Origin of the sequence: Cyanobium gracile PCC 6307 (assembly GCF_000316515.1) — a bacterium.
GTDB lineage: Bacteria > Cyanobacteriota > Cyanobacteriia > PCC-6307 > Cyanobiaceae > Cyanobium > Cyanobium gracile.
The window spans coordinates 2,952,531-2,978,414 of record NC_019675.1; the positions used below are offsets into that span (position 1 = coordinate 2,952,531).

Here is a 25,884-nt window from a genome sequence, read left to right on the forward strand (position 1 = left end):
CGGTCCGCTCAGCTGTGCTGGGTCCCGAGCCGCTGGCGCACCGATTCCGCGTGGCTGTGCAGTCCCTCGCTCTCGGCCAGGGTGACCACGGCCGGCCCGGTGGCCTCCAGGGCGGTCCGGTTGAAGTGGATCAGGCTGGTGTGGCGCAGGAAGGTCTCGACGCTCAGGGCGCCGGCGAAGCGGGCGGTGCCGGAGGTGGGCAGGGTGTGGTTGGGGCCGGCCAGGTAGTCGCCCACCGCCTCGGGCGACCAGGGGCCGAGGAAGATGGCGCCGGCGTGGGTGATCCGGTCCGCCAGGGATTCGGGATCGTCCACCAGCAGCTCGAGGTGCTCCGGGGCGAACCGGTCGCTGAGGGCCGCCGCTTCGGCCAGATCGTCGCAGACCACGATCAACCCCCAGTCGTTGAGGGCCTGCAGGGTGATGGCGGCCCGCGGGTGGCGCTCCAGTTGGGCTTCGATGGCGGCCGGCACGGCGGCGGCCAGCTCCTCGCTGGTGGTGATCAGGATCGCCGCCGCCAGGGGATCGTGCTCCGCCTGGGCCATCAGGTCGGCGGCCACCTGGGCGGGCCTCGCGCTGTGGTCGGCGATCACCAGCACCTCGCTGGGGCCGGCCAGGGAGTCAATGCCGACCTTGCCGTACACGGCCTTCTTGGCCAGGGTCACGTAGAGATTGCCGGGGCCGCTGATCACATCGACGGCGGGGACCGTTTCGGTGCCGTAGGCCAGGGCCGCGATCGCCTGGGCGCCGCCCACCCGGTAGACCTCCTCCACCCCGGCCCGGTGGGCGGCGGCCAGCACGGTGGCGTTCGGTTCGCCGCCCGGGCCGGGCGGGGTGACCATCACCAGCCGCTCCACGCCGGCCACCTGGGCGGGAATGGCATTCATCAGCACCGTGCTGGGGTAAGAGGCCCGGCCACCGGGGACGTAGATCCCCGCCCGCTGCACCGGGCGCCAGCGGCGCCCCAGCCGCTCGCCGTGGGGGCCGGTGACGGCCAGATCCGCCGGCATCTGGCGGCGGTGGAAGTCCAGGATCCGGTCGTGGGCCAGGTCGAGGGCCCGGCGCAGGGGATCGGGGCAGTCGTGCCAGGCCTGGGCCAGCCGCTCGGGGGGCACCCGCAGGGGATCGGGCCGCAGGCCGTCGAAGCGCTCGCTGAAGTCGAGCAGGGCGGCGTCGCCGCGCTGCCTCACCTCGACCAGGATCGCCGCGACCCGCGCTTCCTCCTCGCGCAGGCGGCCGCTCTCGGTGCGGGCGGCGATCGCTTCGAGCCGTTCGCCGGCCCGCTGGCCGTCCCGCAGGCAGGTGATCCGCAGCGCCGGCCGGTCCCCGCCTGTGTCACAGGTGGCGGCAGGGGCGGCGGCAGGGCTGCTGCCGGTTGGGGTGGAAGCGACCACGGGGCGGTGCCGGAGGCGATGGGCTGCGTCGACGCTAGGGCCTGGAACTGTCCAGGGCCCACGCGGTAGGATCCGCGTTTGCCGAGTCAGCGCCCCTACGCCTGTGGCCAATAACAAGTCTTCGAAGAAGCGCATCGAGATCGCCGAACGCAATCGCCTGCGCAACCGCACCTACAAGTCCGCCCTGCGCACCCTGATGAAGCGCTGCCTCACCGCCTGCAGCGCCTACGGCCAGCAGCCCGGCGAGGAGGCCAGGGCAGCCGTCCAGGCGAGCATGAACGCCGCCTTCAGCAAGATCGACAAGGCCGTCAAGGTGGGCGTGGTGCACCGCAACACCGGCGCCAACCAGAAGTCCCGCCTCAGCGGGGCGGTGAAGCAGGTGCTCGAGCCCACCGCCGCCGGCAGCACCGGCGCCTGACGCCCCCCATGGCCGTGAGCCCCCAAGTCGCCCCACCCCTGGTCGACAGCCACTGCCACATCGTGTTCCGCAATTTCGAGGCGGATCTCGATGCCGTGGCCGACCGCTGGCGTGAGGCCGGGGTGAAGGCCTTGGTCCATGCCTGCGTGGAACCGGCGGAGATTCCGGCGATCCGGGCCCTGGCGGATCGCTTCCCCGAACTGCGCTATGCCGTCGGGGTCCATCCCCTCGACACCCAGCACTGGCACGGCGACACCGCCGCCACGCTTGAGACGGCGGCCCGCGCCGACAAGCGGGTGGTGGCGATCGGGGAACTGGGCCTCGACCTGTTCAAGGCGACCAACCTCGACGAGCAGCTGGCGGCCCTAGGGCCCCAGCTGGATCTGGCGGTGACCCTGGATCTGCCGGTGATCATCCACTGCCGGGACGCAGCCGAACCGATGCTCACCGAGCTGCGCCGGCGCGAGCGTGAGGGCCGTTGCCCCCGTGGCGTCATGCACTGCTGGGGGGGCACCCCCGAGGAGATGGTCGGCTTCCTCGAGCTCGGCCTGTTCATCAGCTTCAGCGGCACGGTCACCTTCTCCCGGGCCGAGCCCATCCATGCCTGCGCCCGGCTGGTGCCGGCCGACCGCTATCTCGTCGAGACCGACTGCCCCTTCCTGGCGCCGGTGCCTCGACGCGGCAAGCGCAATGAGCCGGCCTACGTGGCGTCGGTCGCGGCCCGGGTGGCCGAACTGCGGGGCGAGACGCTCGAGGAGGTGGCGACGACCACCACCGCTAATGCGACGCGTCTTTTCAGGCTGCCCCTCCAGGTTGTATGATGTCTTATTGGCCTGGAAGCGGAAGCGCTCCTTTTGTCTACGACGGCATCAATTGAGTCGGCAAACCCGCAGCGAGCCCTGTAAGCGCCCCCGCCGGATCGTTCGTCCCTGCTTCAGGGGCGGTCGGTTCGGCTGAGCGCCTGTTGGCATGGCCCGTACCCCCCGGGCAGCCCAGGCAGGACACGCCGCGATCCCCTTCCTTACCCCGTCCAGGTCCGCCCCACCCCCTCGTTCCTGCAGGTTCACCGCATGAGCAGCGCGATCCAGGTCGCCAAGACCGTCACTTACCTTCCCGATCTCGTGGAGGTACAGCGGGCGAGCTTCAAATGGTTCCTGGAGAAGGGCCTGATCGAGGAGCTGGACAGCTTCTCCCCGATCACCGACTACACCGGCAAGCTGGAGCTGCACTTCATCGGCGACCAGTATCGCCTGAAACGCCCCCGCCACGACGTGGAAGAGGCCAAGCGTCGCGATGCGACCTTCGCCTCCCAGATGTACGTCACCTGCCGCCTGGTCAACAAGGAGACCGGCGAGATCAAGGAGCAGGAGGTCTTCATCGGGGAACTCCCCCTGATGACCGAGCGCGGCACCTTCATCATCAACGGCGCCGAGCGGGTGATCGTCAACCAGATCGTCCGCAGCCCCGGCGTCTACTTCAAGGACGAGCAGGACAAGAACGGCCGCAAGACCTTCAACGCCAGCCTGATCCCCAACCGGGGCGCCTGGCTCAAGTTCGAGACCGACAAGAACGACCTGCTGCACGTGCGGGTCGACAAGACCCGCAAGATCAACGCCCACGTGCTGATGCGGGCCATCGGCCTGTCCGACAACGACGTGCTCGACAAGCTGCGGCACCCGGAGTACTACCAGAAGTCGATCGAGGCCTCCAACGAGGAGGGCATCTCCTCGGAAGACCAGGCCCTGCTGGAGCTCTACAAGAAGCTGCGCCCCGGTGAGCCCCCCTCGGTGAGCGGCGGCCAGCAGCTGCTGCACAGCCGCTTCTTCGATCCCAAGCGCTACGACCTCGGCCGGGTGGGCCGCTACAAGATCAACAAGAAGCTGCGTCTCACCATCCCCGATGCGGTGCGCACCCTCACCGCCGAGGACGTGCTCTCCACGATCGACTACCTGATCAACCTGGAGCTCGATGTGGGCGGCGCCTGCCTCGACGACATCGATCACCTGGGCAACCGCCGGGTGCGCTCGGTGGGTGAGCTGCTGCAGAACCAGGTGCGCGTGGGCCTCAACCGCCTGGAGCGGATCATCAAGGAACGGATGACCGTCGGCGAGACCGAATCGCTCACCCCCGCCCAGCTGGTCAACCCCAAGCCCCTGGTGGCGGCGGTCAAGGAGTTCTTCGGCTCCAGCCAGCTGAGCCAGTTCATGGACCAGACCAACCCCCTGGCCGAGCTGACCCACAAGCGCCGCATCAGCGCCCTCGGCCCCGGTGGTCTCACCCGGGAGCGAGCCGGCTTCGCCGTGCGCGACATCCACCCCTCCCACTACGGCCGCATCTGCCCGATCGAGACTCCTGAAGGCCCCAACGCCGGCCTGATCGGTTCACTCGCCACCCACGCCCGGGTGAACGAATACGGCTTCATCGAAACCCCCTTCTGGCGGGTGGAGAACGGCATCGTCCTCAAGCAGGGCGATCCCCTCTACCTCTCCGCCGACCTCGAAGACGAGTGCCGGGTGGCTCCCGGTGACGTGCCCACCGACGCCACTGGACGCATCACCGTCGATCTGGTGCCGGTCCGCTACCGCCAGGACTTCGAGAAGGTGCCCCCCGAGCAGGTGGACTACGTCCAGCTGTCACCGGTGCAGGTGATCTCGGTGGCCACCTCCCTGATCCCCTTCCTCGAGCACGACGACGCCAACCGGGCCCTGATGGGCTCGAACATGCAGCGCCAGGCCGTGCCTTTGCTGCGCCCCGAACGGCCCCTGGTGGGCACTGGCCTGGAAACCCAGGTGGCACGCGACTCCGGCATGGTGCCCATCACCAAGGTGAACGGCACCGTCTCCTTCGTCGATGCCACCGCCATCGTCATCCGTGACGAGCAGGGCCGCGACCACACCCACTTCCTGCAGAAGTACCAGCGCTCCAACCAGGACACCTGCCTCAACCAGCGGCCGATCGTCCGCCAGGGCGATCCGGTGATCGCCGGCCAGGTGCTGGCCAACGGCTCCGCCTGCGAGGGCGGTGAGATTGCCCTGGGCCAGAACGTCCTGATCGCCTACATGCCCTGGGAGGGCTACAACTACGAGGACGCCATCCTGGTGAGCGACCGGCTCGTCCAGGACGACCTCTACACCTCGGTGCACATCGAGAAGTACGAGATCGAAGCCCGCCAGACCAAGCTCGGTCCCGAGGAGATCACCCGGGAGATCCCCAACGTGGCCGAGGAGAGCCTGGGCCACCTCGATGAGATGGGCATCATCCGCATCGGTGCCTACGTCGAATCCGGCGACATCCTGGTGGGCAAGGTGACCCCCAAGGGCGAGTCGGATCAGCCGCCGGAAGAGAAGCTGCTGCGCGCCATCTTCGGCGAGAAGGCCCGCGACGTGCGCGACAACTCCCTGCGGGTGCCCAGCACCGAACGGGGCCGGGTGGTCGACGTGCGCATCTACACCCGCGAGCAGGGCGACGAACTGCCGCCGGGCGCGAACATGGTCGTGAGGGTCTACGTGGCCCAGCGCCGCAAGATCCAGGTGGGCGACAAGATGGCCGGCCGCCACGGCAACAAGGGCATCATCAGTCGCATTCTTCCCCGGGAGGACATGCCTTACCTGCCCGACGGAACCCCCATCGACATCGTGCTCAACCCCCTGGGGGTGCCGAGCCGCATGAACGTGGGCCAGGTGTTCGAGTGCCTGATGGGCTGGGCCTCCTCCCACCTCGACTGCCGCGTCAAGGTGGTGCCGTTCGATGAGATGTACGGCCCCGAGAAGTCGAAGCAGACGGTGCAGGCCTACCTCGAGGAAGCCGCCAAGCTGCCCGGCAAGGACTGGGTCTACAACCCCGCCAACCCCGGCAAGATCCAACTCATTGATGGGCGAAGCGGCGAACCCTTCGACCAGCCGGTGACCGTGGGCTACGCCCACATCCTCAAGCTGGTGCACCTGGTGGACGACAAGATCCACGCCCGCTCCACCGGCCCCTACTCGCTCGTCACCCAGCAGCCCCTGGGCGGCAAGGCCCAGCAGGGCGGCCAGCGGCTCGGGGAGATGGAGGTCTGGGCCTTGGAGGCCTACGGCGCCGCCTACACCCTGCAGGAGCTGCTCACCGTCAAGTCCGACGACATGCAGGGCCGCAACGAGGCCCTCAACGCCATCGTCAAGGGCAAGCCCATCCCCCGGCCGGGCACGCCGGAGTCGTTCAAGGTGCTGATGCGGGAGCTGCAGTCCCTCGGCCTCGACATCGCCGTCTACACCGACGCCGGCGAGGAGGTCGACCTGATGCAGGACGTCAACCCGCGTCGCAGCACCCCCAGCCGTCCCACCTACGAATCCCTCGGTGTCGCGGATTACGACGATGACTGATCGCTTGATTCACCGGCTCTGATTTCTCCGTCTCTCTCGATCACCCTGCGTCCCCGCCATGTCCAACAGCAACCTCCGCACCGAAAACCACTTCGACTACGTGAAGATCACGCTCGCTTCCCCCGAGCGGATCATGCAGTGGGGGCAGCGGACGCTGCCCAACGGACAGGTGGTGGGTGAGGTCACCAAGCCGGAAACGATCAACTACCGCACGCTCAAGCCCGAGATGGACGGGCTCTTCTGCGAGAAGATCTTCGGCCCCTCCAAGGACTGGGAATGCCACTGCGGCAAGTACAAGCGGGTGCGGCACCGCGGCATCGTCTGTGAGCGCTGCGGTGTGGAAGTGACCGAGAGCCGGGTGCGGCGCCACCGCATGGGCTTCATCAAGCTGGCGGCGCCGGTGAGCCATGTGTGGTACCTCAAGGGCATCCCCAGCTATGTGGCGATCCTGCTCGACATGCCCCTGCGGGACGTGGAGCAGATTGTCTACTTCAACTGCTACGTGGTGCTCGACAAGGGTGACCACAAGGACCTCACCTACAAGCAGCTGCTCACCGAGGACGAGTGGCTGGAGATCGAGGACCAGATCTTCGCCGAGGATTCCGAGATCGAGAACGAGCCCATGGTGGGCATCGGTGCCGAGGCCCTTAAGCAGTTGCTGGAGGACCTCGACCTCGAGAAGGAGGCCGAGCAGCTCCGCGAGGACATCAACAACTCCAAGGGCCAGAAGCGGGCCAAGCTGATCAAGCGCCTGCGGGTGATCGACAACTTCATCGCCACCAACGCCCGTCCCGAGTGGATGGTCCTGGATGTGATCCCGGTGATCCCCCCCGATCTGCGCCCCATGGTGCAGCTCGACGGCGGTCGTTTCGCCACCAGCGATCTCAACGACCTCTACCGGCGGGTGATCAACCGCAACAACCGCCTGGCCCGCCTCCAGGAGATCCTCGCCCCCGAGATCATCGTCCGCAACGAGAAGCGGATGCTGCAGGAGGCCGTCGATGCCCTGATCGACAACGGCCGCCGCGGCCGCACCGTGGTGGGGGCGAACAACCGGGCCCTCAAGTCGCTCAGCGACATCATCGAGGGCAAGCAGGGCCGCTTCCGCCAGAACCTGCTCGGCAAACGGGTCGACTACTCCGGCCGTTCTGTGATCGTGGTGGGCCCCAAGCTGAAGATGCACCAGTGCGGCCTGCCCAAGGAGATGGCGATCGAGCTGTTCCAGCCGTTCGTGATCCATCGCCTGATCCGCCAGAACATCGTCAACAACATCAAGGCGGCCAAGAAGCTGATCCAGCGCGCCGACGACGAGGTGATGCAGGTGCTGCAGGAGGTGATCGAAGGGCACCCGATCCTGCTCAACCGGGCCCCCACCCTGCACCGCCTCGGCATCCAGGCCTTCGAGCCCAAGCTGGTGGATGGCCGCGCCATCCAGCTCCATCCCCTGGTCTGCCCGGCCTTCAACGCCGACTTCGACGGTGACCAGATGGCTGTGCACGTGCCCCTGGCGATCGAGGCCCAGACGGAGGCCCGCATGCTGATGCTGGCCAGCAACAACGTGCTCTCCCCCGCCACCGGCGAGCCAATCATCACCCCCTCCCAGGACATGGTGCTCGGCGCTTATTACCTCACCGCCGTCGACCGGGACAAGGCGAAGCCCGCCTTCGGCGACCGCTCCCGCACCTTCGCCGACCTCGAGGACGTGATCGCCGCCTTCGAGGAGAAGCACCTCAGCCTGCACGACTGGGTCTGGGTGCGCTTCAACGGTGAGGTGGAGAGTGACGACGAGGACAGCGAGCCCGTCGCCACCGACACCCTCTCCGATGGAACCCGCGTCGAGCAGTGGAAGTTCCGCCGCGACCGCTTCGATGAGGACGGCGCCCTGATCAGTCGCTACCTGCTGACCACCGTGGGTCGGGTCGTCATCAACCACACGATCATCGACGCCGTGGCCGCCTCCTGAGTTCCACCGGCCGGGCCGAGCCCCGCCCTGTGTCTTCCGATTTCCTCCAGCCTTCTCCATCGCGCGCCGCCATGACCGCCACCCCCGCCAAGAAGATCAGCAAGAAGAGCGCCAAGGCCGCCGCCGACCTCGCGGCCGCCAATGCCGCCGCGGCAGCGGCCGCCTCGGCCCTCAGCAAGCAGGCGCCGCCGTTCCGCAACCGGATCATCGACAAGAAGGCGCTGCGCAACCTGGTGTCCTGGGCCTACAAGCACCACGGCACCGCGGCCACCGCGGCGATGGCCGACGAGCTGAAGGACCTGGGCTTCCACTACGCCACCCAGGCGGCGGTCTCGATCTCGGTCGACGACCTGCGCATCCCCGGTGATAAGGCCGTGCTGCTGGAGGAGGCCGAGGAGCAGATCACGGCCACCGAGGAGCGCTACCGGCTCGGTGAGATCACCGAGGTGGAACGCCACACCAAGGTGATCGACACCTGGACCGAGACCAACGAGCGGCTGGTGGCAGCCGTGCGCCGCAACTTCAACGACAACGATCCACTCAACTCGGTGTGGATGATGGCCAACTCCGGCGCCCGGGGGAACATGTCCCAGGTGCGTCAGCTGGTGGGCATGCGCGGCCTGATGGCCAACCCCCAGGGGGAGATCATCGACCTGCCGATCCGCACCAACTTCCGTGAGGGGCTCACGGTCACCGAGTACGTGATCTCCTCCTACGGCGCCCGCAAGGGCCTGGTGGACACCGCCCTGCGCACCGCCGACTCCGGCTACCTCACCCGCCGTCTGGTGGATGTGGCCCAGGATGTGATCGTGCGGGAAGAGGATTGCGGCACCCACCGCTTCATCCCCATCAACGCCGATGAGCGGGGCCGCTTCGGCACCAAGCTGGTGGGCCGTCTGGCGGCCCAGCCCGTCGTCGACAGCGACGGCGTCGTCATCGTCGACCGCAACGGCGAGATCGACCCGGCGATCTCGGCCGCCATCGAGAAGGCGGCGATCGCCACCGTGATGGTGCGCTCCCCCCTCACCTGCGAGGCCTCCCGTTCGGTCTGCCGCAAGTGCTACGGCTGGGCCCTGGCCCACAACGAACTGGTCGACCTCGGCGAAGCCGTCGGCATCATCGCCGCCCAGTCCATCGGTGAACCGGGCACCCAGCTCACCATGCGCACCTTCCACACCGGTGGTGTGTCCACGGCCGAGACCGGCGTGGTGCGCTCCCTGGTGGATGGGGTGGTGGAATTCGGGCCCAAGGCCCGCGTGCGCGACCACCGCACCCCCCATGGCGTTGAGGCCAAGCTGGCCGAAACCGATTTCACCCTCACCCTCAAGCCCTCGGGCAAGGGCAAGGTGCAGAAGATCGACATCACCAACGGCTCGATCCTGTTCGTTGCCGATGGCGATCCCGTCGCCCACGACATCATCCTGGCCCAGATCTCCTCGGGCTCGGCGGTGAAGAAGAGCGTCGAGAAGGCCACGAAGGACGTCATCTGCGACCTGGCCGGCCAGGTGCGCTTTGAGGACGTGATCCAGCCCCGGGAGGTCACCGACCGCCAGGGCAACATCACCCACAAGGCCCAGCGCCTCGGCCGCCTCTGGGTGTTCAGCGGTGACGTCTACAACCTGCCGCCCAACGCCCTGCCCGTCGTCGAGACCGACAAGCCGGTGACCACCGGCGACGTGCTGGCCGAAAGCCGCCTGCAGAGCGAATACGGCGGCGCCGTGCGGCTGCGGGAGTCCACCGGCGATTCCCGCGAGGTGCAGATCGTCACCGCCAGCCTCACCCTCAAGGACTGCAAGCTGGTGGGCGAATCCAGCCACACCGGCGAGAGCTGGCACCTGGAGGGCAAGGACAACACCCGCTACCTGGTCAAGACCCAGCCCGGCACCAAGATCGGCGCTGGAGAGGTGATCGCCGAACTCACCGACGACCGCTTCCGCACCCAGACCGGCGGCATGGTGAAGTTCGCCCCCGGCCTCTCGATCAAGAAGGCCCGCTCCGCCAAGCACGGCTTCGAGGTGAGCAAGGGCGGCACCCTGCTGTGGATCCCCCAGGAAACCCACGAGATCAACAAGGACATCTCCCTGCTGATGATCGAGGACGGCCAGTGGATCGAGGCCGGCACCGAGGTGGTCAAGGACATCTTCAGCCAGACCGCTGGCATCGTCACCGTCACCCAGAAGAACGACATCCTGCGGGAGATCATCGTGCGCTCCGGTGAGCTGCACCTGGTCTCCGACGCCAAGGTGCTGGCCCGCTATGGCGAGGACGGAAAGATGGTCAATCCCGGCGAGGAGATCGCCCCCGGCCTCAAGGCCGAGGCGATGAAGTTCGTCGAGAAGGTGGACACCCCCGAGGGCGGCGCCCTGCTGCTGCGGCCCGTTGAGGAGTACGCCATCCCCGATGCCGCCCACCTGCCCGAACTGTCCACGGTCAAGCAGACCGGCGGTCCGTCCCTCGGCCTCAAGGCCACCCAGCGCCTCACCTTCAAGGACGGCGAGCTGATCAAGTCGGTGGAAGGGGTGGAACTGCTGCGCACCCAGCTGATCCTGGAAACCTTCGACACCACCCCCCAGATGACGGTGGATGTGGAGGCGGTGGCCGACAAGCGGGCCAAGACCATCGAGCGCCTGCAGCTGGTGATCCTGGAAACCCTGCTGGTCCGCCGCGATACCCTCTCCGACGCCAGCCACGGCTCCACCCACACCGAGCTGCAGGTGGAGGACGGCATCACCGTCAAGCGGGGCGACGTGGTCGCCACCACCCAGATCCTCTGCAAGGAGGACGGGGTGGTGCAGCTGCCCGATCCCGTCCCCGGCGAACCGATCCGCCGTCTGATCGTCGAGCGGGCCGACGATACCCGCAGCCTGGATCTCGGCGCGGCCGTCCCGACGGTGGCGGTGGGCGATCGCATCGTCGACGGTGATGTGCTCGCTGACGGGGTGATCTCCCCCTGCTGCGGCCAGGTGGAGGCCATCGACGGCCAGACCCTCACCATCCGCCTCGGCCGTCCCTACATGGTGTCGCCCGATTCGGTGCTCCACGTCCGCGACGGCGAACTTGTCCAGCGCGGTGATGGCCTGGCGCTGCTGGTGTTCGAGCGCCAGAAGACCGGCGACATCGTCCAGGGTCTGCCCCGGATCGAGGAACTGCTCGAGGCCCGCCGCCCGCGGGAATCGGCGGTGCTCTGCCGCAAGAGCGGCACCGTGCAGATCAAACAGGGCGAGGACGACGATTCGATCACCGTGTCGGTGATCGAGACCGACGATGTCATCACCGAGTACCCGATCCTGCTGGGCCGCAACGTGATGGTCTCCGATGGCCAGCAGGTGAGCGCCGGCGAGATGCTCACCGACGGTCCCATCAACCCCCACGAGCTGCTCGACTGCTTCTTCGAGGACCTGCGCAGCCGCAAGCCCACCATGGAGGCGGCCCAGGAGGCGATCTCCAAGCTGCAGTTCCGCATGGTGACGGAGGTGCAGAACGTCTACAAATCGCAGGGGGTCTCGATCAGCGACAAGCACATCGAGGTGATCGTGCGCCAGATGACCAGCAAGGTCCGCATCGAGGATGCCGGCGACACCACGCTGCTCCCCGGTGAGCTGATCGAGCTGCGTCAGGTGGAGCAGGTGAACTCCGCCATGGGCGTCACCGGCGGCGCTCCCGCCGAGTTCACCCCCGTGCTGCTGGGCATCACCAAGGCCTCGCTGAACACCGACTCGTTCATCTCGGCGGCCTCCTTCCAGGAGACCACCCGGGTGCTGACCGAAGCGGCCATCGAGGGCAAGAGCGACTGGCTGCGGGGCCTCAAGGAGAACGTGATCATCGGCCGCCTGATCCCCGCCGGCACCGGTTTCGGGGGCTTCGAGGAGGAGCTGCGCGCCGAGGCCGGACCCCACCCGGACATCCTCGAGGAGGAGGCCGCCGGCTACCGCCGCAACCAGAACCTGCGTCCCGACTACACCGTCGAGATGCCGGCTCCGGCCGCCACCGCCGCCGTGCTGGATGATCCCTCCGAGGAGGATCTGGAGGCCACCCGCAGCCGCCACGGCATCGAGGCGGCCGCCAGCGGCTTCGCTGCCTTCGCCCGTCCCACCGCCGAGGAGGGCCTGGAGGAGGAGCTGATCGCCGATCCGGCGGCCCTCGAGGGCCTGCAGGAGGAGGGGCTGCTCAGCGATGACTGATCCCGCCCTCGCCACCCCTAGGGCCCCGTCCAGGCCCACCCCTGTGCCGGTGCGCCGGCTGCCGCGCTTCGGCTTCCACACCCACACCGAGCGCCTCAACGGCCGGGTGGCCATGCTCGGCTTCATCGCCCTGCTGGCGGTGGAGTGGAAACTGGGCCACGGCCTGCTGATCTGGCCCTGATGGCCGGGCCTCCCCCGCTGTTGGGGATGGGTCAGGCGGCCCTGGAGTCCTGGGCCGGTGACCAGGGTCAGCCGGCCTTCCGCGGCCGGCAGCTGCACGACTGGATCTACAGCCGGGGGGCCCGCAGCCTCGAGGCGATCACGGTGCTGCCCAAGGCCTGGCGCGAGGGGCTGGCGGCGGCGGGTACCGGCATCGGCCGCTCGGCCCTCCTGCACCGCAGCGACGCCCGGGACGGCACCACCAAGCTGCTGCTGGCCACCGCCGATGGCCTCAGCCTCGAGACCGTCGGCATCCCCAGCGGCGACCGGCTCACGGTCTGCGTCAGCAGCCAGGTGGGCTGCCCCATGGCCTGCCGCTTCTGCGCCACCGGCAAGGGGGGCCTGCAGCGCTCCCTGGCGGTGCACGAGATCGTCGACCAGGTGCTCAGCATCCGTGAGGCCATGGACCGGCGCCCCTCCCATGTGGTGTTCATGGGCATGGGCGAACCCCTCCTGAACACCGAAGCGGTGCTGGAGGCCATCGCCTGCCTCTGCACCGACCTGGGTATGGCCCAGCGCCAGATCACCGTCAGCACGGTGGGGGTGCCCCGCACGCTGCCCACCCTGGCGGAGCGGGCCCTCGAGCGGCTCGGCCGGGCCCAGTTCACCCTCGCCGTGAGCCTCCATGCCCCCGACCAGCGCCTGCGGGAAGAGCTGATCCCCACCGCCCAGGCCTACCCGCTGGAGGCCCTGCTGGACGACTGCCGCCATTACGTGGCGATCACCGGCCGGCGGGTGAGCTTCGAATACATCCTGCTGGGGGGCGTCAACGACCACCCCCGCCAGGCCGATGCCCTCGCCCGCCTGCTGCGGGGCTTCCAGAGCCACGTCAACCTGATCGCCTACAACCCGATCGCCGAGGAGGACTTCCGGCGCCCCGCCCCGGAGGCGGTGGAGGCCTTCCGCACCCAGCTGCAGCGGCGCCACATCGCCGTGAGCGTGCGGGCCAGCCGCGGCCTCGACCAGGACGCCGCCTGCGGCCAGCTGCGCCGCCGGCTGATGGACGCCCCGGCGGGGTGAGGGCCTTGTCGATCCCGCCGCGCGCTCTCCCGGCCCTGGCGGTCCTTCTGGCCGGCGCCCTGGCCTACGGGGCCCTGTGCGGCCTGCTGTTCCTGCGCCAGCGTTCCCTGCTCTATTTCCCTCAGCCCCGCGCCGCCGATGCGCCCGGCGAGCTGCTGGCCCTGCCGATCACAGGCGGCCCGCCGGGGGCCCGGGTGCTGGTGACCGTCCGCCGCCGTCCCGGCCCGAAGGCGCTGCTGTACTTCGGCGGCAACGCCGAGGACGTGGCGTGGCAGCTGCCCCGGCTGGAGGCGGCGTTCCCGGACCACGCCTTGTACCTGCTGCACTACCGGGGCTACGGCGGCAGCAGCGGCCAGCCCTCGGAGCGGGCCCTGTTCGCCGATGCCCTCGCCCTGTTCGACCGGGTCAGGCCCGACCACGGGCAGATCGCCGTGGTCGGCCGCAGCCTGGGCAGCGCCGTGGCGGTGCACCTGGCGGCCCATCGGCCCGTCGACCGGCTGGTGCTGGTGACGCCGTTCGACAGCATCGAGGCGGTGGCGGCCCGCCACTATCCCCTGGTGCCGGTGGGACTGCTGCTGCAGGACAAGTACCGCTCCGCCGCGGCGGCTCCCCGGATCGGGACGCCCACCCTGCTGATCGCCGCCGAACGGGACGAGGTGATCCCCCGCGCCAACACCGACGCCCTGCTCTCCAGCTTCCGGCCAGGGGTGGCGTCCCTTGTGGTGCTGCCGGTGGAGGGGCACAACGCCGTGGAGGACTCCCCCCGGTACCTGCCTCTGCTGCAGGGGTTCCTCAGGCCCGATCCCTCCGGGGAAGCCCCGGGGGAAAGCCCTCAGCCGCCGTCGCGCCCCGCCTCGTAGGCGCCGCGGACCCCCTGGCCGTTCCAGGGGGTGAGCCGCAGCATCAGCAGGAAGGCCGGCAGGGCCGCGGCGGTGGTGGCCAGGAAGAAACTCGGCCAGCCCAGGCGCTCGGCCACCAGGCCGGCCGGGGCGGCCAGCAGGGAGCGGCTCAGGGCATAGACCCCCGAGAGAAGGGCGTACTGGGTGGCGGAGAAGCGGGGGTTGCAGAGGCTCATCAGCAGCGCCACGAAGGCGGCGCCCACCATGCCGCCGCCGATGTTCTCCAGGGCCACCGCCATCAGCAGGGCCGGCATGCCGCCGTCGAAGCGGGCCAGACCCCAGTAGGCCAGGTTGCCCGCCGCCCCCACCAGGGCGAACAGCCAGAGGGAGCGGTTCATGCCCAGCCGGCCGAACAGCACGCCCCCCAGCACCGTGCCGACGATGGTGGCGCCGATGCCCCAGCCCGCCAGCACCGACCCCACCACCTCCGGGCTGAAGCCCTTCTGGATCAGGAACGGCACCGCCATCAGGCCCAGCAGCCCGTCGGGCCAGCGGTAGAGCAGCACCAGGGTGAGCAGGGCCACGGCCCGGGGGCCGCCGCTGCGGTGCAGGAACTCCCGCGCCGGCCCCAGCACCGCCTGCCGCAGGCTGCTCACCGGCACCGCCAGGGGTGCCAGCCGCGGCGCCGTGAGGGTGAAGGGCACCACCACGAGCATCAGCAGGGCCGAGAACAGGAAGGCCAGGGGCCAGTCGAAGCGGCCGGCCAGGATAAAGCCGCCGGCCCCCACCGCCAGCATCGCCGTGCGGTAGCCCAGGTTGGAGGCGGCGGCCCCGGCGCCCCGCTCCAGGTCGGGCAGCAGGTCGGTGCGATAGGCATCGACGGCGATGTCCTGGGTGGCGCTGACCACCGCCAGCAGCACCGCCATCGCCCCGATCGCCGTGAGGCTGGCCGGATCGGTGGAGGGCCGCAGCAGGGCCATGGCCCCGATCACCGCCACCAGGGTGAGCTGCAGCACCAGCAGCCAGCCGCGGCGGCGGTCCGGCCAGGGCAGGGGCCAGCGGTCGAGGGCCGGCGCCCAGACCATCTTGAGCGTGTAGGGCAGCTCCGCCAGGCCGAGCAGGCCGATCAGGCCGAGAGGGATCTGGCTGGCGGTGAGCCAGCCCTGCAGCAGCTTGGTGCCCACCATGTAGGGGGTGCCGCTGGCGACCCCCTCGGCGGCCACCGCCAGGAGGCGACGCCAGGGGCGGACACTGCTGGAGGCAGGGCTGGCCATGGCCGCTCGCGGATCGCCGAACCCTAGGGGCGGCCGGTCGGACCACAATGCAGCCAGCCCCGCCGTCCCGTTCCCCCCATGTCCTTCCTGCGCTCCACGCTGCTGCCGGTGGCCATCGTGCTGCTGTTCGCCCTGGCCCTGTTCGCCGTCAGCGCCCGCATCTGGCTACCCGGCGACATGGCCGCCCCCGCCCCGCTTGGCTGATCGGGCTGCCCCGGGCCGATCGGGCGCCCGCCCGGCTTTTACGATGCCTTGACCTGGATGGCTCCATGCCGGACGACGGCCTGCCCTTTCCCGAAACCACCCACGCGCTGGCCCTCGACCCGGAGGTGCTGGCCCGGGAACTGGCGCAGGAGCTCCTGGGTGATCCCCTCGATGAGATCGACAGCGTCGCCCCCTCCAGCTCCGACGTGGCCGCCGAGTGCGACCTCGGCATCGAGCTGCTGAAGGGGGGACGGGAGGAGCGCCTGCAGGGCCTGCGCATCTTCTGTGAGCACCGCGACCCCCGCGCCATCCCCCTGCTGCTGCCGCTGCTCAAGGCCGGCTGCCCGATCGTGCGGATGAGCGCCGTCTACGCCCTCGGCCGCAACCCCCACCCCCTGGCGGTGGAACCCCTGCTGGGCCTGCTGGCGGCCGACGACAACGGCTACGTGCGCAAGGCGGTGGCCTGGAGCCTTGGCAACTATCCCGAGGCCCCGGTGCTCAACCCGCTGATGCGGGCCCTGGAGCTCGACATCGCCGCGGTGCGGCTGTGGGCGGCCAGCTCCCTGGCCGATGCCGGTGCCACCGGCGTGGCCAAGGCCGACCCCGCCGCCGCCCAGCTGCTGCTGAGCCTCCGCATCGACAGCGAGCCGGCGGTGCGCAGCAACTGCGCCTGGTCGCTGGGGCGCCTCTACACCGACCTGGTGGAGCCGCGCCAGCGGGACGTGGTGGAGGCCCTGCTGCATACGATGCTGCACGACGGCGACTCCACCGTCCGGGACGAGGCCCGCATGGCCCTCGAGCAGCTGGAGCAGCCGGAGGTGCTGGAACGGCTGCAGACCCTGGTGGATGAGGGACTGATCAGCTGAAGGTCGGCGGGCCCGCGCCATCCGGCGGCCGCGAGCTCGGAAAATCGCGGTTAAGATCCCGGTCTCACCTGTGCAGCCCATCCGGGATGGCCCAACGCACCATCCGCTTCCGCATTCGCCCCGACGGGCGCGTGGAGGAACTCGTGGAGGGCGTGCAGGGCGAGGGGTGCTCCCAGCTGACGGAGCGGATCGAGGCCCGGCTGGGCAGCGTGCAGCAACGACGCAGCACCTCGGAAGCGTTCCAGACGCCCCCCCTCGTTCTCCAGGACCCCCAGGTGGTCGTCCAGCACCACGGCCCCTGAGCCCCCGCTCCCCCTTCCCTTTCGTCCCATGTCGCACTTCAGCACCGTCAAGACCGAGCTGCGCGATCGCCAGGCCCTGGTGGACGCCCTCCGCGACCTGGGCCACCCTCCGGCCGAGGGCACCTGCCAGGTGCGCGGCTACCGCGGCCAGACGGTGACCGCCGATCTCGCCATCCCCCAGGCCGACGGCGTCGACATCGGCTTCCGCTTCAACCCCGACAGCGGCAGCTACGAGCTCGTCACCGACCTGGAGCTCTGGAAGCAGCCCATCCCGGTGGAGCGCTTCCTGGCCAAGCTCACCCAGCGCTATGCCCTGCGCACCATCCTGGCCAGCACCGTCGAGGAGGGTTTCCAGGTGAGCGAGCAGACCAACCACCAGGACGGCAGCATCGAACTGGTGGTGACCCGCTGGGACGCCTGATCCCGTGAGCGCGACGGGTCCCGCCGCCGGTCTCGACCCCGCCCTCGCCTTCCGCACCGCGGTGGCCCCCGAGTCGGCGGCCACCGGCCGGGAGCCGGTGCTGGGCGGGGCCCTGCGTCAGCAGGCCGTCTGGGTTGATGAGGCCGTCTGCATCGGCTGCCGCTACTGCGCCCATGTGGCCGGCAACACCTTCGTGGTGGAACCCGACTGGGGACGCTCCCGGGCCCTGCGCCAGGACGGCGACAGCACCGAGCGGATCCAGGAGGCGATCGACACCTGCCCGGTGGACTGCATCCACTGGGTGCCCTACGAGCAGCTGCCGGCCCTGAGGGCCCAGCTCGACGACCAAGAGATCCAGCCCCTGGGGCTGCCCTCCCACGGCCGCCGCCGCCGCACCCTGCCCCGCCCCGTCCCGCCAGCGCCGTGACCATCCCCACCCGGCGTTTCGGCCGCACGGGACTGGCGATGCCGGTGCTCTCCCTGGGGGGAATGCGCTTCCAGCAGAGCTGGAGCGACCTGCCGGCCGAGGCGGTGGAGGCCGGCAGCCAGGCCAATCTCGAGGCCACGCTGCAGGCCGCCCTGGCGGCGGGGCTGCACCACATTGAGACGGCCCGCCACTACGGCACCTCGGAACGGCAGCTGGGCTGGCTGCTGCCCCGGCTGCCGGATCCCCGGCGGATCCTCCAGACCAAGGTGCCCCCGGCCGCCGACCCGGCCGCCTTCGAGGCCGACCTGCGCACCAGCTTCGAGCGGCTGGGCCTGGACGGCGAGGGGGGGCCAGACGGCGAAGCGGGCCGGGTTGATCTGCTGGCCATCCATGGTGTCAACACGCCGGAGTTGCTCGATCAGACCCTGCGGCCCGGCGGTTGCCTGGCGGTGGCCCGCCGCTGGCAGGAGGAGGGCCGGATCGGCCACGTGGGCTTCTCCACCCATGCGCCGCTGCCCCTGATCCTGGAGGCGATCGCCAGCGACCAGTTCGACTACATCAACCTGCACTGGTACTTCATCCGCCAGGACAACCGGGCGGCGATCGAGGCCGCCACCGCCCATGACATGGGGGTGTTCGTGATCAGCCCCACCGACAAGGGGGGCCACCTGCACAGCCCCTCCAAGCGCCTGTGCGAGCTCTGCGCGCCGCTGCATCCGATCGTCTTCAACGACCTGTTCTGCCTGTCGGCCCCCGGCATCCACACCATCAGCGTCGGTGCCGCCTCGCCGCAGGATCTGGACCTGCACCTGGAGGCGGTGGCGCTGCTGCCCAGGGCCGGGGAGCTGCTGCCACCGATCCTGGCCCGCCTCGAGGAGGCCCGCCGCCGGGCCCTCGGCGACGACTGGCTGGCCAGCTGGGACCGGGGTCTGCCCGCCTGGGAGGACACCCCCGGCCGGATCAACCTGCCGGTGCTGCTCTGGCTGCACAACCTGCTGGAGGCCTGGGACCTGGAGGCCTACGGCCGCGCCCGCTACGGCCTGCTGGGCCAGGGGGGCCACTGGTTTCCGGGGGAGAACGCCGAGGCCCTCGACGGCAGCGTCAGCGAGGTCGAGCTGCTGGCGGTGCTGCAGGCCAGCCCCTGGGCCGCCGAGATCCCCGACCTGCTGCGGCGCCTGCGGGGGCGGCTGGGGGGCGAGGCGGTGAAACGGCTGCAGGTGGCCTAGGCCCCTGGCGTGATGGCCCCCGGCGCGATCGGCGTCTTCTGGGGCACCCCCACGGCCCGGGGATACGCGGCCGGACAGGGACCGGCCGGCCGCAGCCAGAGGCCGTGGCGCACCCCCCGGCCTGCCGGCAGGTCGCAGCGCTGCACGGGATCCACCTTGGCCCGCAGGACCGCCACGGCCGCCTCCAGATCCCGCTGGTCATCGGCGCCCCACTGGCCCCGGTAGAGCAGGGCCAGGCCGTCGGGCTTGAGCAGGGGCACCAGGTATTCGGCCACCACCGGCGCGCTGGCCACGGCGCGGGCCATGGCGCGATCGAAGCGTCCCCGACAGTCGCGGGCGCGGCCGGTGCGCTCGACCCGTTCGCAGCGCAGCCGCAGCCTCCCCTCGTCCAGCCCCAGGCTGCGGGCCATGGCCCGCACCGCCTCCAGCTTGCGACCCACCGAATCCACCAGGGTGATCCGGGCAGTGGGCAGGGCGATCGCCAGGGCCAGGCCGGGGAAGCCGCCGCCGGTGCCCACATCGATCAGCTCCAGGCCGACCGGAACGTCGCCCGGGGCCGTGAGCAGGGGCACCCAGGGCCAGAGGCTGTCGAACACCTGGGCGATCCAGAAATCGTCGCCCTCCACCAGCCGGGTGAGGTTGACCCGGCCGTTCCAGAGCCGCAGCTGCTCCTGCAGGGCCACCAGCGCCGCCAGCTGGTCGTCGGTGGGGGTCCAGCCGAGCGCCTGCCAGAGGCCGGCATCGGGAGGGGCGCTGGGGTCGGGGCTGGCGGCCATCCGCTACGGCAGTGGTGCTTCTCCCTAGGATCCCTCACGCCGGGCAGGCTGCCATCGCCGCCGCAGGGACCATGTCCTCCACAGCCAAGCCCTCCACCCCCACCCACTACCAGGTGCTGCAGCTGCAGCCCACCGCCACCGATCAGGAGCTGCGGCAGGCGTTCCGGGGTCTCAGCAAGCGCTATCACCCCGACACCACCGCCCTGCCGGCGAGCGAGGCCGAGGTGGCCTTCCGGCAGCTGCGTCAGGCCTACGCCGTACTGAGCGACCCGGCCGCCCGACGGCTCTATGACGCCGCCCTGGCCCAGCCGGCCCCCCCAGCGCCGCTGCGGCCCGCACCGGCGCCCGTCGTCCGGCCCGTGCCGGTGCGCCGGGCCCTGTCCGGCGGCGAGTGGTTCGCCCTGCTGCTGCTGGCCGTGGCCCTGGTGCTCAGCCTGGTCTTGGGGCTCGGGGTGGCCTGGGCACGCGGTGCCGAACTGATGGCCTGGCCCAGCTGGTGGTCGGAGCTGGAGGCGGCCTCGGTGCCCCCGGCTCCGCTGGCCCCTGCCCCAGTGGCTCCAGCCGAGCTGGTGCCCCCTGTCGGCGAGGCCCAGGCGCTCCCCTCGCCGCCCACCCCGCTCCCCCAGCCGCCCGCCGCCTGATCCTCCCTTCCCCTGCCGATCCGATGGCGACCCTGCCCCCCGCGCCTACCCCCCTCTACAACCACCCCCTGCCCGCCCTGGAGGCCTGGCTGCGCCAGCTGGGCGCCAGCCAGTCGCGCAGCAACGTGGCCCACTGGGACCTGCACCGCCCCGAGTGGAGCGCCCGCATCGAGATGGAGGTGGAGGAGCTGCGGGTGAGCTGGCACCAGGAGGGCCGCACCACGGCGCGCCAGTTCCCCTATGGACTCTCGCGGGCCGACGTGGAAGCGGCGATCCTGGCGGGACCCTGAGCGCTGGGCGCCGGCTCAGAGGCTCGAGAGGGCTTTCTCGATCACCGCGTAGCAGCGGGCCAGCTGGTCGTCGTCGATGCAGAGCGGCGGCAGCAGGTAGACCACCTGCCCCAGGGGCCGCAGGAACACCCCCCGCTCCAGGGCCAGTTGCTGCAGGCGGCGGCCGAGGGGATTCAGGTAGCCGGGGGCGTCGGTGGCCACCTCGAAGGCGGCGACGCTGCCCAGCAGCCGCGGCCGCCGCACCAGGGGGTGGCGCGCCAGGGCCTCCAGGTGGGGGCGGTGGCGCGCCTCGAACCCCTGGTGGCGCTCCGGCCGCTCCTCCAGCAGGGTCAGGCTGGCCAGGGCGGCGGCGCAACCGAGGGGGTTGGCGGTGAAGCTGTGGCCGTGGAAGAGGGTGAGGCCGGGGGTGGTGCCGATGAAGCCCTCGAAGATGGCCTCCCGGGCCAGGGTGACGCCCATGGGCAGGAAGCCGCCGGTGAGCCCCTTGGAGAGGGCCATGAGGTCCGGATGGATGCCGGCCCGCTGGCAGGCGAACAGGTGGCCGCTGCGGCCGAAGCCGGTCATCACCTCATCGGCGATCAGCAGGGCACCGCTGGCGCGCACCAGCGCCTCCACCTTGCGCAGGAACTCCTCCCGCACCAGGGCCATGCCGCCGGCCCCCTGCAGCAATGGTTCGAGGATCACCGCCGCGGTGGGCGTCTCCAGCAGCTGCTCCAGCCGCTCCAGGGCGGCGGTCTCCCGCGCCGCCACCCCCTCGACGCCCCACCAGGTGGCGGGCCAGGGGGCCCGGGCCACGGCGAACAGCAGCGGCTCGAACGCCTCGGAGAACAGGGAGCGCTCCCCCACCGCCATGGCGCCGAAGGTGTCGCCGTGATACGCCCCGTCGAAGGCGATCAGCTGCCGGCGCGGTTCGCCCCGGTTGCGCCACCACTGCCAGGCGATCTTGAGGGCCACCTCCACCGCCGTGGAGCCGTTGTCGGAGAAGAACAGCCGCTCCAGCCCGCTGCAGGCCGCCAGGCGCTCGGCCAGCTGCTCGGCGGCCGGGTGGCGGAAATCGGAGAAGCCCACCTGCTCCAGGGTGTGGGCCTGGCGGGCCAGGGCCTCGGCGATGGCGGGCTCGCCGTGGCCGTGCAGGGTCACCCACCAGCTGCTGATGGCATCGATCAGCCGGCGGCCGTCCTCCAGCTCCAGCAGGGCGCCCTCGCCGCGCACCACCCGCAGGGGCGGGTCGGCGGTGGCCACCTGGGTGAAGGGGTGCCAGAGGTGGGGATGCCAGCCGGGGCGATTCAGCGGCAGACCTCCGAGCGGCGTTCGCCCCCGGTGGCCAGCGGCCCGCAGTTCACCCAGCGGGTGACGCTGGTCTCGATGTCGGTGAACAGCACCAGGATGCCCGCACAGAGCGCGGCCACGGCAGCGGTCACGAGCAGATGCTTGCGGCTCATGGCTGCAGGCTACGGGCCAGGCCACTGCGCTGCCATTGCCGCTCCAGGCCCTCCCGCTCGAGGGGATCGAGGGGCGGCAGCTCCGCCAGCACCGGCACGCCGCCGAGGGCTTCCAGGGTGCGGGGATTGTCGGGGTGGGGATCGCCGTTGAGCACCAGCCCGAGCACGGGGATCGAACGCCGGGAGAGGGCCTCCAGAGACAGCAGGGTGTGGTTGAGGGTGCCCAGGCCGCTGCGGGCCACCAGCAGCACCGGCAGCCCCCAGACGGCGATCTGCTCGATCTGCAGCCAGTTGCGCCGCAGGGGCACCAGCAGCCCGCCGGCCGTCTCCACCACCAGGGGGCCGTCCCCGGCCGGCAGGGCCAGCCGGGCCGGATCGATCGTGATCCCGTCCCGCTCCGCCGACCAGTGGGGGGAGACGGGGGCCGTGAGCCGGTAGGCCTCCGGCCACACCCGCTCCGGCGGCAGCCCCAGCAGCTGCTGCACCCGGCCCGTGTCGCCGCCCCCCTCCATGCCGCTCTGCACCGGCTTCCAGTAGGTCGCCCCCAGCCCCTGCACCAGCAGGGCGCTCACCACCGTCTTGCCCACGTCGGTGTCGGTGCCGCAGACCACCAGCCTCATGCGATCCTCCGGCCCACCAGCAGCAGCACGTCCCACGAGATTGCCGCACCGCAGGGCCAGTGGCGCAGCAGGCGGCGCAGCTGGGCGGGGCTCAGCGGCGCGGTGCGGCTGCTGCCCGCACCCAGATCACGCAGGCGCCGCAGGGTGGCCAGGCCGTTGCCGGCCGGGCGGCTGAAGCGCAACCGTTGCTGGAGGGTGGTGGCCAGGCCGGCGCGGTCCAGGGCGCCGATCAGTTCGTCGGCGTCGGGCAGCTCCAGGGCGGTGCAGGGCACCCCGGCCGCGGCGGCAGCCTGGTGCCACTGGGGAAAGCTGCCGCGCACGGGCACCGCCAGCGCCAGCCAGCCGCCGGGGGCCAGGGCCCGCCCCCAGCGCTCCAGTTCCTGGGCGGGCGCCTCCAGCCACTGCAGCGCGAAGCTCGACACCAGCAGCCCCGCCGGCTCCAGGGCGGCGGGCAGGCCGCCGTTGAGGTCCCACACCAGCGGCTCCGGGCCGGCGGTGGCCAGGGGATTGCGGGCCAGCAGCTCGGGGCAGAGATCGAGCTGCAGCAACGGGCGGCCGGCGAGGCCGGGGCAGTGGTGCAGCAGGGCGCGGCTGAGCAGGCCGCTGCCGGCGCCCAGATCGGCCCGGGGGGCGCCGGGCGGTGGGGCCGGCAGGTCGCGGCAAAGGCGGGCGAGCCGCCAGGCGATGCCCCGCTGCAGGCCGGCCTGGCCCTCGTAGTCGGCGGCATGGCGGCCGAAGGCCCCGACCACCTGCAGGGGGAAGGCGCTCATGGGCCGAGGGTGCCGGTGATCCAGCGGCGCAGCTCGCTCGGCAGGGGCGCCTGCAGCAGGCAGTGGCCCGCCCCTTCGAAGTGGAGCACCTCGGCGTGGGGCAGGCGCTCGCGCAGCAGGGCGCGCGCCTCGGGCCCCACGATTCGATCGGCGCCGGCCTCCACGATCAGCACCGGTACGTCTTCGGGAAAGCCGGGCGGCAGATCGGCGCAGGCCGCCAGACGCTCCAGGTCGTCGCGCAGCCGCCGCCGGCCCTCGGGCCCCACCGGCTGGCTGGCGGGGCCCGAGGGCAGGAGCTCGGGGGGATCAGGGGAGGCCGCCTTCTCCAGGAAGGCCTGCAGCATCCGCTGGGCGCGGCGGGCCGTGTCGGTTTCGTCGGGTCCTTCGGCGAGCTGGGCCGCCATGCCGGCGAGGGCGGTCTGCAGGCGGCGCCCCTCGCGGCCCGGGGGCAGGAAGCGGGCGAAGCTGGCCAGCAGCACCACGGCCTCGGCCTGCTCAAGCAGCGAGGGGGGCAGCAGGTGGGGGCCCATCGAATGGCCGATCAGCAGCCGCCGGCCGCCGGGGGCCCATTGGGGATGGGCGGGCGTGCGGCCGCCGTAGCCCCGTTCGCCGCACTGCCAGTGCCAGCCCGGCGCGGCGAGGGCCTGGCGCAGCAGGTCCCAGCCCAGGCCGTCGCCGGCCCAGCCGTGCATGGCGATCACCTGCAGGGACGAAGCCGGGGCGGCCTCAGGGGGCGAGGGCATGGCGGGGGGCGAGGGGGCCGGGCCCGAGCGCGGCCAGCAGCCGCTCGAGGGAGCCGGTGGGGAGATCCTGGCGCAGCACCAGCCGCAGCCTGGCGGTGCCCTCCGGCACGCTGGGCGGCCGGATCGCCACGGTGAGCAGGCCGGCCGCCTCCAGCCGCCGCTGGGCCGCCAGGGCCTCGGCGTCGCCGCCGAGCAGCAACGGCAGGATCGGCCCGTCGCCGGGGGGCCGGGGCCAGCCCGCGGCTTCCAGGCCATCGCGCCAGCGGGCGGCCCGCTGCGCCAGGGCCAGGCCCACCGATGGCGTGGCCTGCAGGTGAACGAGGGCCGCCAGGGCACCGGCCGCCAGCGGCGGGGCGAGGGCGGTGGTGTAGCGGAAGGCGCCGCTGCTCTGCAGCAGCCAGTCGCCCACCAGGGTGTCAGCGGCGAGGAAGGCGCCACCGCTGCCGAAGGCCTTGCCGAAGGTGCCGCTCACGATCGCCACGGAGCCGACGCCATGGGCGAGGCCGCGGCCGCCGGGGCCGAGCACGCCGAGGGCGTGGGCCTCATCCACCAGCAGGGGCGCGTCGTGCCGGAGGCAGAGGGCCGCCAGGGCGGCGACGGGCGCGCTGGTGCCCTCCATGCTGTAGAGGCTTTCGCAGAGCACCAGCAGCTGGCCATCGGGCCGTTCGCGCCGGGCGGCGAGCAGGCGGCGTTTCAGGTCTGCGACGTCGTTGTGGACGAAGCGCTGCAGGCGGGCGCCGCTGGCTCGCACGCCCACCAGCAGGGAGTGGTGGATGAGCCGATCGGCGAGCACCATGGTGTGGCGATCGGCCAGGGCCGAAACGGCGGCGAGGTTGGCCTGGAAGCCGCTGGGAAAGAGCAGCACCCGCTCGCGGCCGAGCCAGGCGGCCAGGGCTTCCTCCAGCTGCTGGTGGATGGGCCGGGTGCCGGTGACCAGGCGGGAGGCGCCGGCCCCCAGACCACTGGCGGCCAGTTCGGCCGCGGCGGCCGCGAGCACGGCGGGGTTACGGCTGAGGCCGAGGTAGTCGTTGCTGGCCAGATCCAGCAGGGGGAGCGCGTCGCCGGTGGGTGCGGGCTGGAGGCAGGCCGTGTCGGGGGCGGGCTCCAGGGTGCGCAGGGCGCGGCTGCGGGCGGGGGGCAGGGCCGCGAGGGCGTCGCGCAGCTGCCGGCGCCAGGGGGGCTGGGGGGCGGTGGGGTCGCCGGCTTCGGTGGTGGGGGGAGGAGGGATCAGGGCGACCCATACCAATGACAGGGGGCAGTCTGGGATGGGGGTGTGTGAAGGCGAGGTCTGGCCGTCGATGAACTCTTGGCAGAGCGTGGTTGGGAGATTCAGGTGGGCCTGGAGCCTCCGCGTGGGCCGTGTAGCTGCCGACGTGCACCGCACAGGTGTAGCCCGGGATACAGGTGGTTCTCGGTTCCGAGAACCATGTGCGAGCTCTTCTTGAGTGGGGTGGATACCCTATGGGCCGACTATGTTCTGGCCGTCGCGG

At 71.2% G+C, this 25,884-nt stretch carries 25 protein-coding genes; 16 read left to right on the plus strand and 9 right to left on the minus strand.

What is annotated here, in order from left to right:
- Positions 1-8 precede the first annotated feature (8 nt).
- Positions 9-1,391, minus strand: a complete 1,383-nt coding sequence (hisD, locus tag CYAGR_RS14275; protein ID WP_015110543.1) for a histidinol dehydrogenase — start codon at positions 1,389-1,391, stop codon at positions 9-11.
- A gap of 103 nt (positions 1,392-1,494) precedes the next feature.
- On the opposite strand from hisD, the gene rpsT reads away from it, so the two are divergent.
- The 8 genes from rpsT to CYAGR_RS14315 all read left to right on the plus strand — a co-directional run bounded on the left by rpsT (position 1,495) and on the right by CYAGR_RS14315 (position 14,413).
- Positions 1,495-1,809, plus strand: a complete 315-nt coding sequence (gene rpsT / locus CYAGR_RS14280; RefSeq protein WP_015110544.1) for a 30S ribosomal protein S20 — start codon at positions 1,495-1,497, stop codon at positions 1,807-1,809.
- Between the two features lie 8 nt (positions 1,810-1,817).
- A complete protein-coding gene (locus CYAGR_RS14285; protein WP_015110545.1) occupies positions 1,818-2,630 on the plus strand; it encodes a TatD family hydrolase in 813 nt (270 codons plus the stop codon).
- A 249-nt stretch (positions 2,631-2,879) separates the two neighbouring features.
- Positions 2,880-6,170, plus strand: a complete 3,291-nt coding sequence (rpoB, locus tag CYAGR_RS14290) for a DNA-directed RNA polymerase subunit beta (RefSeq protein ID WP_015110546.1) — start codon at positions 2,880-2,882, stop codon at positions 6,168-6,170.
- 58 nt (positions 6,171-6,228) lie between these two features.
- A complete protein-coding gene (locus CYAGR_RS14295; protein WP_015110547.1) occupies positions 6,229-8,133 on the plus strand; it encodes a DNA-directed RNA polymerase subunit gamma in 1,905 nt (634 codons plus the stop codon).
- Positions 8,134-8,204: 71 nt separating this feature from the next.
- The gene (locus CYAGR_RS14300; protein WP_015110548.1) at positions 8,205-12,314 is read left to right on the plus strand and encodes a DNA-directed RNA polymerase subunit beta'; all 4,110 of its coding nucleotides are present in this window, start codon (positions 8,205-8,207) and stop codon (positions 12,312-12,314) included.
- Positions 12,307-12,495, plus strand: a complete 189-nt coding sequence (locus CYAGR_RS14305) for a chlorophyll a/b-binding protein (protein WP_015110549.1) — start codon at positions 12,307-12,309, stop codon at positions 12,493-12,495. Before CYAGR_RS14300 ends, CYAGR_RS14305 begins: the two co-directional genes overlap by 8 nt.
- A complete protein-coding gene (gene rlmN / locus CYAGR_RS14310; protein ID WP_015110550.1) occupies positions 12,495-13,553 on the plus strand; it encodes a dual-specificity RNA methyltransferase RlmN in 1,059 nt (352 codons plus the stop codon). Before CYAGR_RS14305 ends, rlmN begins: the two co-directional genes overlap by 1 nt.
- Positions 13,550-14,413 (plus strand): alpha/beta hydrolase, encoded by an 864-nt coding sequence (locus CYAGR_RS14315; protein WP_425386785.1) that lies wholly within the window; start codon positions 13,550-13,552, stop codon positions 14,411-14,413. Before rlmN ends, CYAGR_RS14315 begins: the two co-directional genes overlap by 4 nt.
- Here the strand turns inward: CYAGR_RS14315 and CYAGR_RS14320 are convergent.
- Positions 14,386-15,666, minus strand: a complete 1,281-nt coding sequence (locus CYAGR_RS14320) for an AmpG family muropeptide MFS transporter (protein ID WP_015110552.1) — start codon at positions 15,664-15,666, stop codon at positions 14,386-14,388. The two genes, CYAGR_RS14315 and CYAGR_RS14320, sit on opposite strands and share 28 nt — an antisense overlap.
- A 78-nt stretch (positions 15,667-15,744) precedes the next feature.
- Here CYAGR_RS14320 and CYAGR_RS19435 point away from each other — a divergent pair, with 78 nt between their 5' ends.
- From CYAGR_RS19435 to CYAGR_RS14345, 6 genes are all read left to right on the plus strand, one after another.
- Positions 15,745-15,870 carry a hypothetical protein gene (locus CYAGR_RS19435; protein ID WP_015110553.1) on the plus strand — a complete coding sequence of 42 codons (126 nt, stop codon included), beginning with the start codon at positions 15,745-15,747 and terminating at the stop codon, positions 15,868-15,870.
- A gap of 65 nt (positions 15,871-15,935) precedes the next feature.
- Entirely contained in the window at positions 15,936-16,736 is an 801-nt protein-coding gene (locus tag CYAGR_RS14325; protein WP_015110554.1) for a HEAT repeat domain-containing protein, read from the plus strand.
- An 86-nt stretch (positions 16,737-16,822) separates the two neighbouring features.
- Positions 16,823-17,038: a DUF2997 domain-containing protein gene (locus CYAGR_RS14330; RefSeq protein WP_015110555.1), complete on the plus strand. Its 216-nt coding sequence runs from the start codon at positions 16,823-16,825 to the stop codon at positions 17,036-17,038.
- Positions 17,039-17,066: 28 nt separating this feature from the next.
- The gene (locus CYAGR_RS14335; protein WP_015110556.1) at positions 17,067-17,459 is read left to right on the plus strand and encodes a DUF1257 domain-containing protein; all 393 of its coding nucleotides are present in this window, start codon (positions 17,067-17,069) and stop codon (positions 17,457-17,459) included.
- Between the two features lie 4 nt (positions 17,460-17,463).
- Complete coding sequence (locus CYAGR_RS14340) at positions 17,464-17,886, plus strand: ferredoxin (protein WP_015110557.1); 423 nt, start codon at positions 17,464-17,466, stop codon at positions 17,884-17,886.
- Positions 17,887-17,924: 38 nt separating this feature from the next.
- Positions 17,925-19,112 (plus strand): aldo/keto reductase, encoded by a 1,188-nt coding sequence (locus tag CYAGR_RS14345; protein WP_083891448.1) that lies wholly within the window; start codon positions 17,925-17,927, stop codon positions 19,110-19,112.
- Here CYAGR_RS14345 and CYAGR_RS14350 read toward each other — a convergent pair.
- The gene (locus CYAGR_RS14350; protein ID WP_015110559.1) at positions 19,109-19,888 is read right to left on the minus strand and encodes a 16S rRNA (guanine(527)-N(7))-methyltransferase RsmG; all 780 of its coding nucleotides are present in this window, start codon (positions 19,886-19,888) and stop codon (positions 19,109-19,111) included. The genes CYAGR_RS14345 and CYAGR_RS14350 overlap by 4 nt on opposite strands.
- Before the next feature lie 71 nt (positions 19,889-19,959).
- Here CYAGR_RS14350 and CYAGR_RS14355 point away from each other — a divergent pair, with 71 nt between their 5' ends.
- Both CYAGR_RS14355 and CYAGR_RS14360 read left to right on the plus strand, forming a co-directional pair.
- A complete protein-coding gene (locus CYAGR_RS14355; protein ID WP_015110560.1) occupies positions 19,960-20,529 on the plus strand; it encodes a J domain-containing protein in 570 nt (189 codons plus the stop codon).
- Between the two features lie 23 nt (positions 20,530-20,552).
- A complete protein-coding gene (locus CYAGR_RS14360) occupies positions 20,553-20,819 on the plus strand; it encodes a DUF3143 domain-containing protein (RefSeq protein WP_015110561.1) in 267 nt (88 codons plus the stop codon).
- A 15-nt stretch (positions 20,820-20,834) separates the two neighbouring features.
- Here the strand turns inward: CYAGR_RS14360 and bioA are convergent, their stop codons facing one another.
- From bioA to CYAGR_RS14385, 6 genes are read right to left on the minus strand one after another with little or no spacing between them, the layout of a single operon-like run.
- The gene (gene bioA, locus CYAGR_RS14365; protein WP_015110562.1) at positions 20,835-22,109 is read right to left on the minus strand and encodes an adenosylmethionine--8-amino-7-oxononanoate transaminase; all 1,275 of its coding nucleotides are present in this window, start codon (positions 22,107-22,109) and stop codon (positions 20,835-20,837) included.
- Positions 22,106-22,261: a hypothetical protein gene (locus CYAGR_RS18770; RefSeq protein ID WP_015110563.1), complete on the minus strand. Its 156-nt coding sequence runs from the start codon at positions 22,259-22,261 to the stop codon at positions 22,106-22,108. Before CYAGR_RS18770 ends, bioA begins: the two co-directional genes overlap by 4 nt.
- Complete coding sequence (gene bioD, locus CYAGR_RS14370; RefSeq protein WP_015110564.1) at positions 22,258-22,881, minus strand: dethiobiotin synthase; 624 nt, start codon at positions 22,879-22,881, stop codon at positions 22,258-22,260. The genes CYAGR_RS18770 and bioD overlap by 4 nt, the downstream gene beginning before the upstream one ends.
- Positions 22,878-23,651 carry a methyltransferase domain-containing protein gene (locus CYAGR_RS14375; RefSeq protein WP_015110565.1) on the minus strand — a complete coding sequence of 258 codons (774 nt, stop codon included), beginning with the start codon at positions 23,649-23,651 and terminating at the stop codon, positions 22,878-22,880. The genes bioD and CYAGR_RS14375 overlap by 4 nt, the downstream gene beginning before the upstream one ends.
- The gene (locus tag CYAGR_RS14380) at positions 23,648-24,394 is read right to left on the minus strand and encodes an alpha/beta fold hydrolase (protein WP_015110566.1); all 747 of its coding nucleotides are present in this window, start codon (positions 24,392-24,394) and stop codon (positions 23,648-23,650) included. The genes CYAGR_RS14375 and CYAGR_RS14380 overlap by 4 nt, the downstream gene beginning before the upstream one ends.
- Positions 24,378-25,640 carry an aminotransferase class I/II-fold pyridoxal phosphate-dependent enzyme gene (locus CYAGR_RS14385; RefSeq protein WP_015110567.1) on the minus strand — a complete coding sequence of 421 codons (1,263 nt, stop codon included), beginning with the start codon at positions 25,638-25,640 and terminating at the stop codon, positions 24,378-24,380. The genes CYAGR_RS14380 and CYAGR_RS14385 overlap by 17 nt, the downstream gene beginning before the upstream one ends.
- Positions 25,641-25,884: the final 244 nt, after the last annotated feature.

Coding starts and splice junctions, on each gene's coding strand:
- CYAGR_RS14345 (WP_083891448.1), top strand. CDS start 17,925: ATGCCGGTGCTCTCCCTGGGGGGAATGCGCTTCCAGCAGAGCTGGAGC.
- bioD (WP_015110564.1), bottom strand. CDS start 22,881: ATGAGGCTGGTGGTCTGCGGCACCGACACCGACGTGGGCAAGACGGTG.
- CYAGR_RS14335 (WP_015110556.1), top strand. CDS start 17,067: ATGTCGCACTTCAGCACCGTCAAGACCGAGCTGCGCGATCGCCAGGCC.
- CYAGR_RS14380 (WP_015110566.1), bottom strand. CDS start 24,394: ATGCCCTCGCCCCCTGAGGCCGCCCCGGCTTCGTCCCTGCAGGTGATC.
- CYAGR_RS18770 (WP_015110563.1), bottom strand. CDS start 22,261: ATGAGCCGCAAGCATCTGCTCGTGACCGCTGCCGTGGCCGCGCTCTGT.
- CYAGR_RS14360 (WP_015110561.1), top strand. CDS start 20,553: ATGGCGACCCTGCCCCCCGCGCCTACCCCCCTCTACAACCACCCCCTG.
- CYAGR_RS14350 (WP_015110559.1), bottom strand. CDS start 19,888: ATGGCCGCCAGCCCCGACCCCAGCGCCCCTCCCGATGCCGGCCTCTGG.
- CYAGR_RS14330 (WP_015110555.1), top strand. CDS start 16,823: ATGGCCCAACGCACCATCCGCTTCCGCATTCGCCCCGACGGGCGCGTG.
- rlmN (WP_015110550.1), top strand. CDS start 12,495: ATGGCCGGGCCTCCCCCGCTGTTGGGGATGGGTCAGGCGGCCCTGGAG.
- CYAGR_RS14355 (WP_015110560.1), top strand. CDS start 19,960: ATGTCCTCCACAGCCAAGCCCTCCACCCCCACCCACTACCAGGTGCTG.
- CYAGR_RS14375 (WP_015110565.1), bottom strand. CDS start 23,651: ATGAGCGCCTTCCCCCTGCAGGTGGTCGGGGCCTTCGGCCGCCATGCC.
- CYAGR_RS14295 (WP_015110547.1), top strand. CDS start 6,229: ATGTCCAACAGCAACCTCCGCACCGAAAACCACTTCGACTACGTGAAG.
- CYAGR_RS14325 (WP_015110554.1), top strand. CDS start 15,936: ATGCCGGACGACGGCCTGCCCTTTCCCGAAACCACCCACGCGCTGGCC.
- CYAGR_RS14285 (WP_015110545.1), top strand. CDS start 1,818: ATGGCCGTGAGCCCCCAAGTCGCCCCACCCCTGGTCGACAGCCACTGC.
- CYAGR_RS14305 (WP_015110549.1), top strand. CDS start 12,307: ATGACTGATCCCGCCCTCGCCACCCCTAGGGCCCCGTCCAGGCCCACC.
- CYAGR_RS19435 (WP_015110553.1), top strand. CDS start 15,745: ATGTCCTTCCTGCGCTCCACGCTGCTGCCGGTGGCCATCGTGCTGCTG.
- CYAGR_RS14320 (WP_015110552.1), bottom strand. CDS start 15,666: ATGGCCAGCCCTGCCTCCAGCAGTGTCCGCCCCTGGCGTCGCCTCCTG.
- CYAGR_RS14300 (WP_015110548.1), top strand. CDS start 8,205: ATGACCGCCACCCCCGCCAAGAAGATCAGCAAGAAGAGCGCCAAGGCC.
- rpoB (WP_015110546.1), top strand. CDS start 2,880: ATGAGCAGCGCGATCCAGGTCGCCAAGACCGTCACTTACCTTCCCGAT.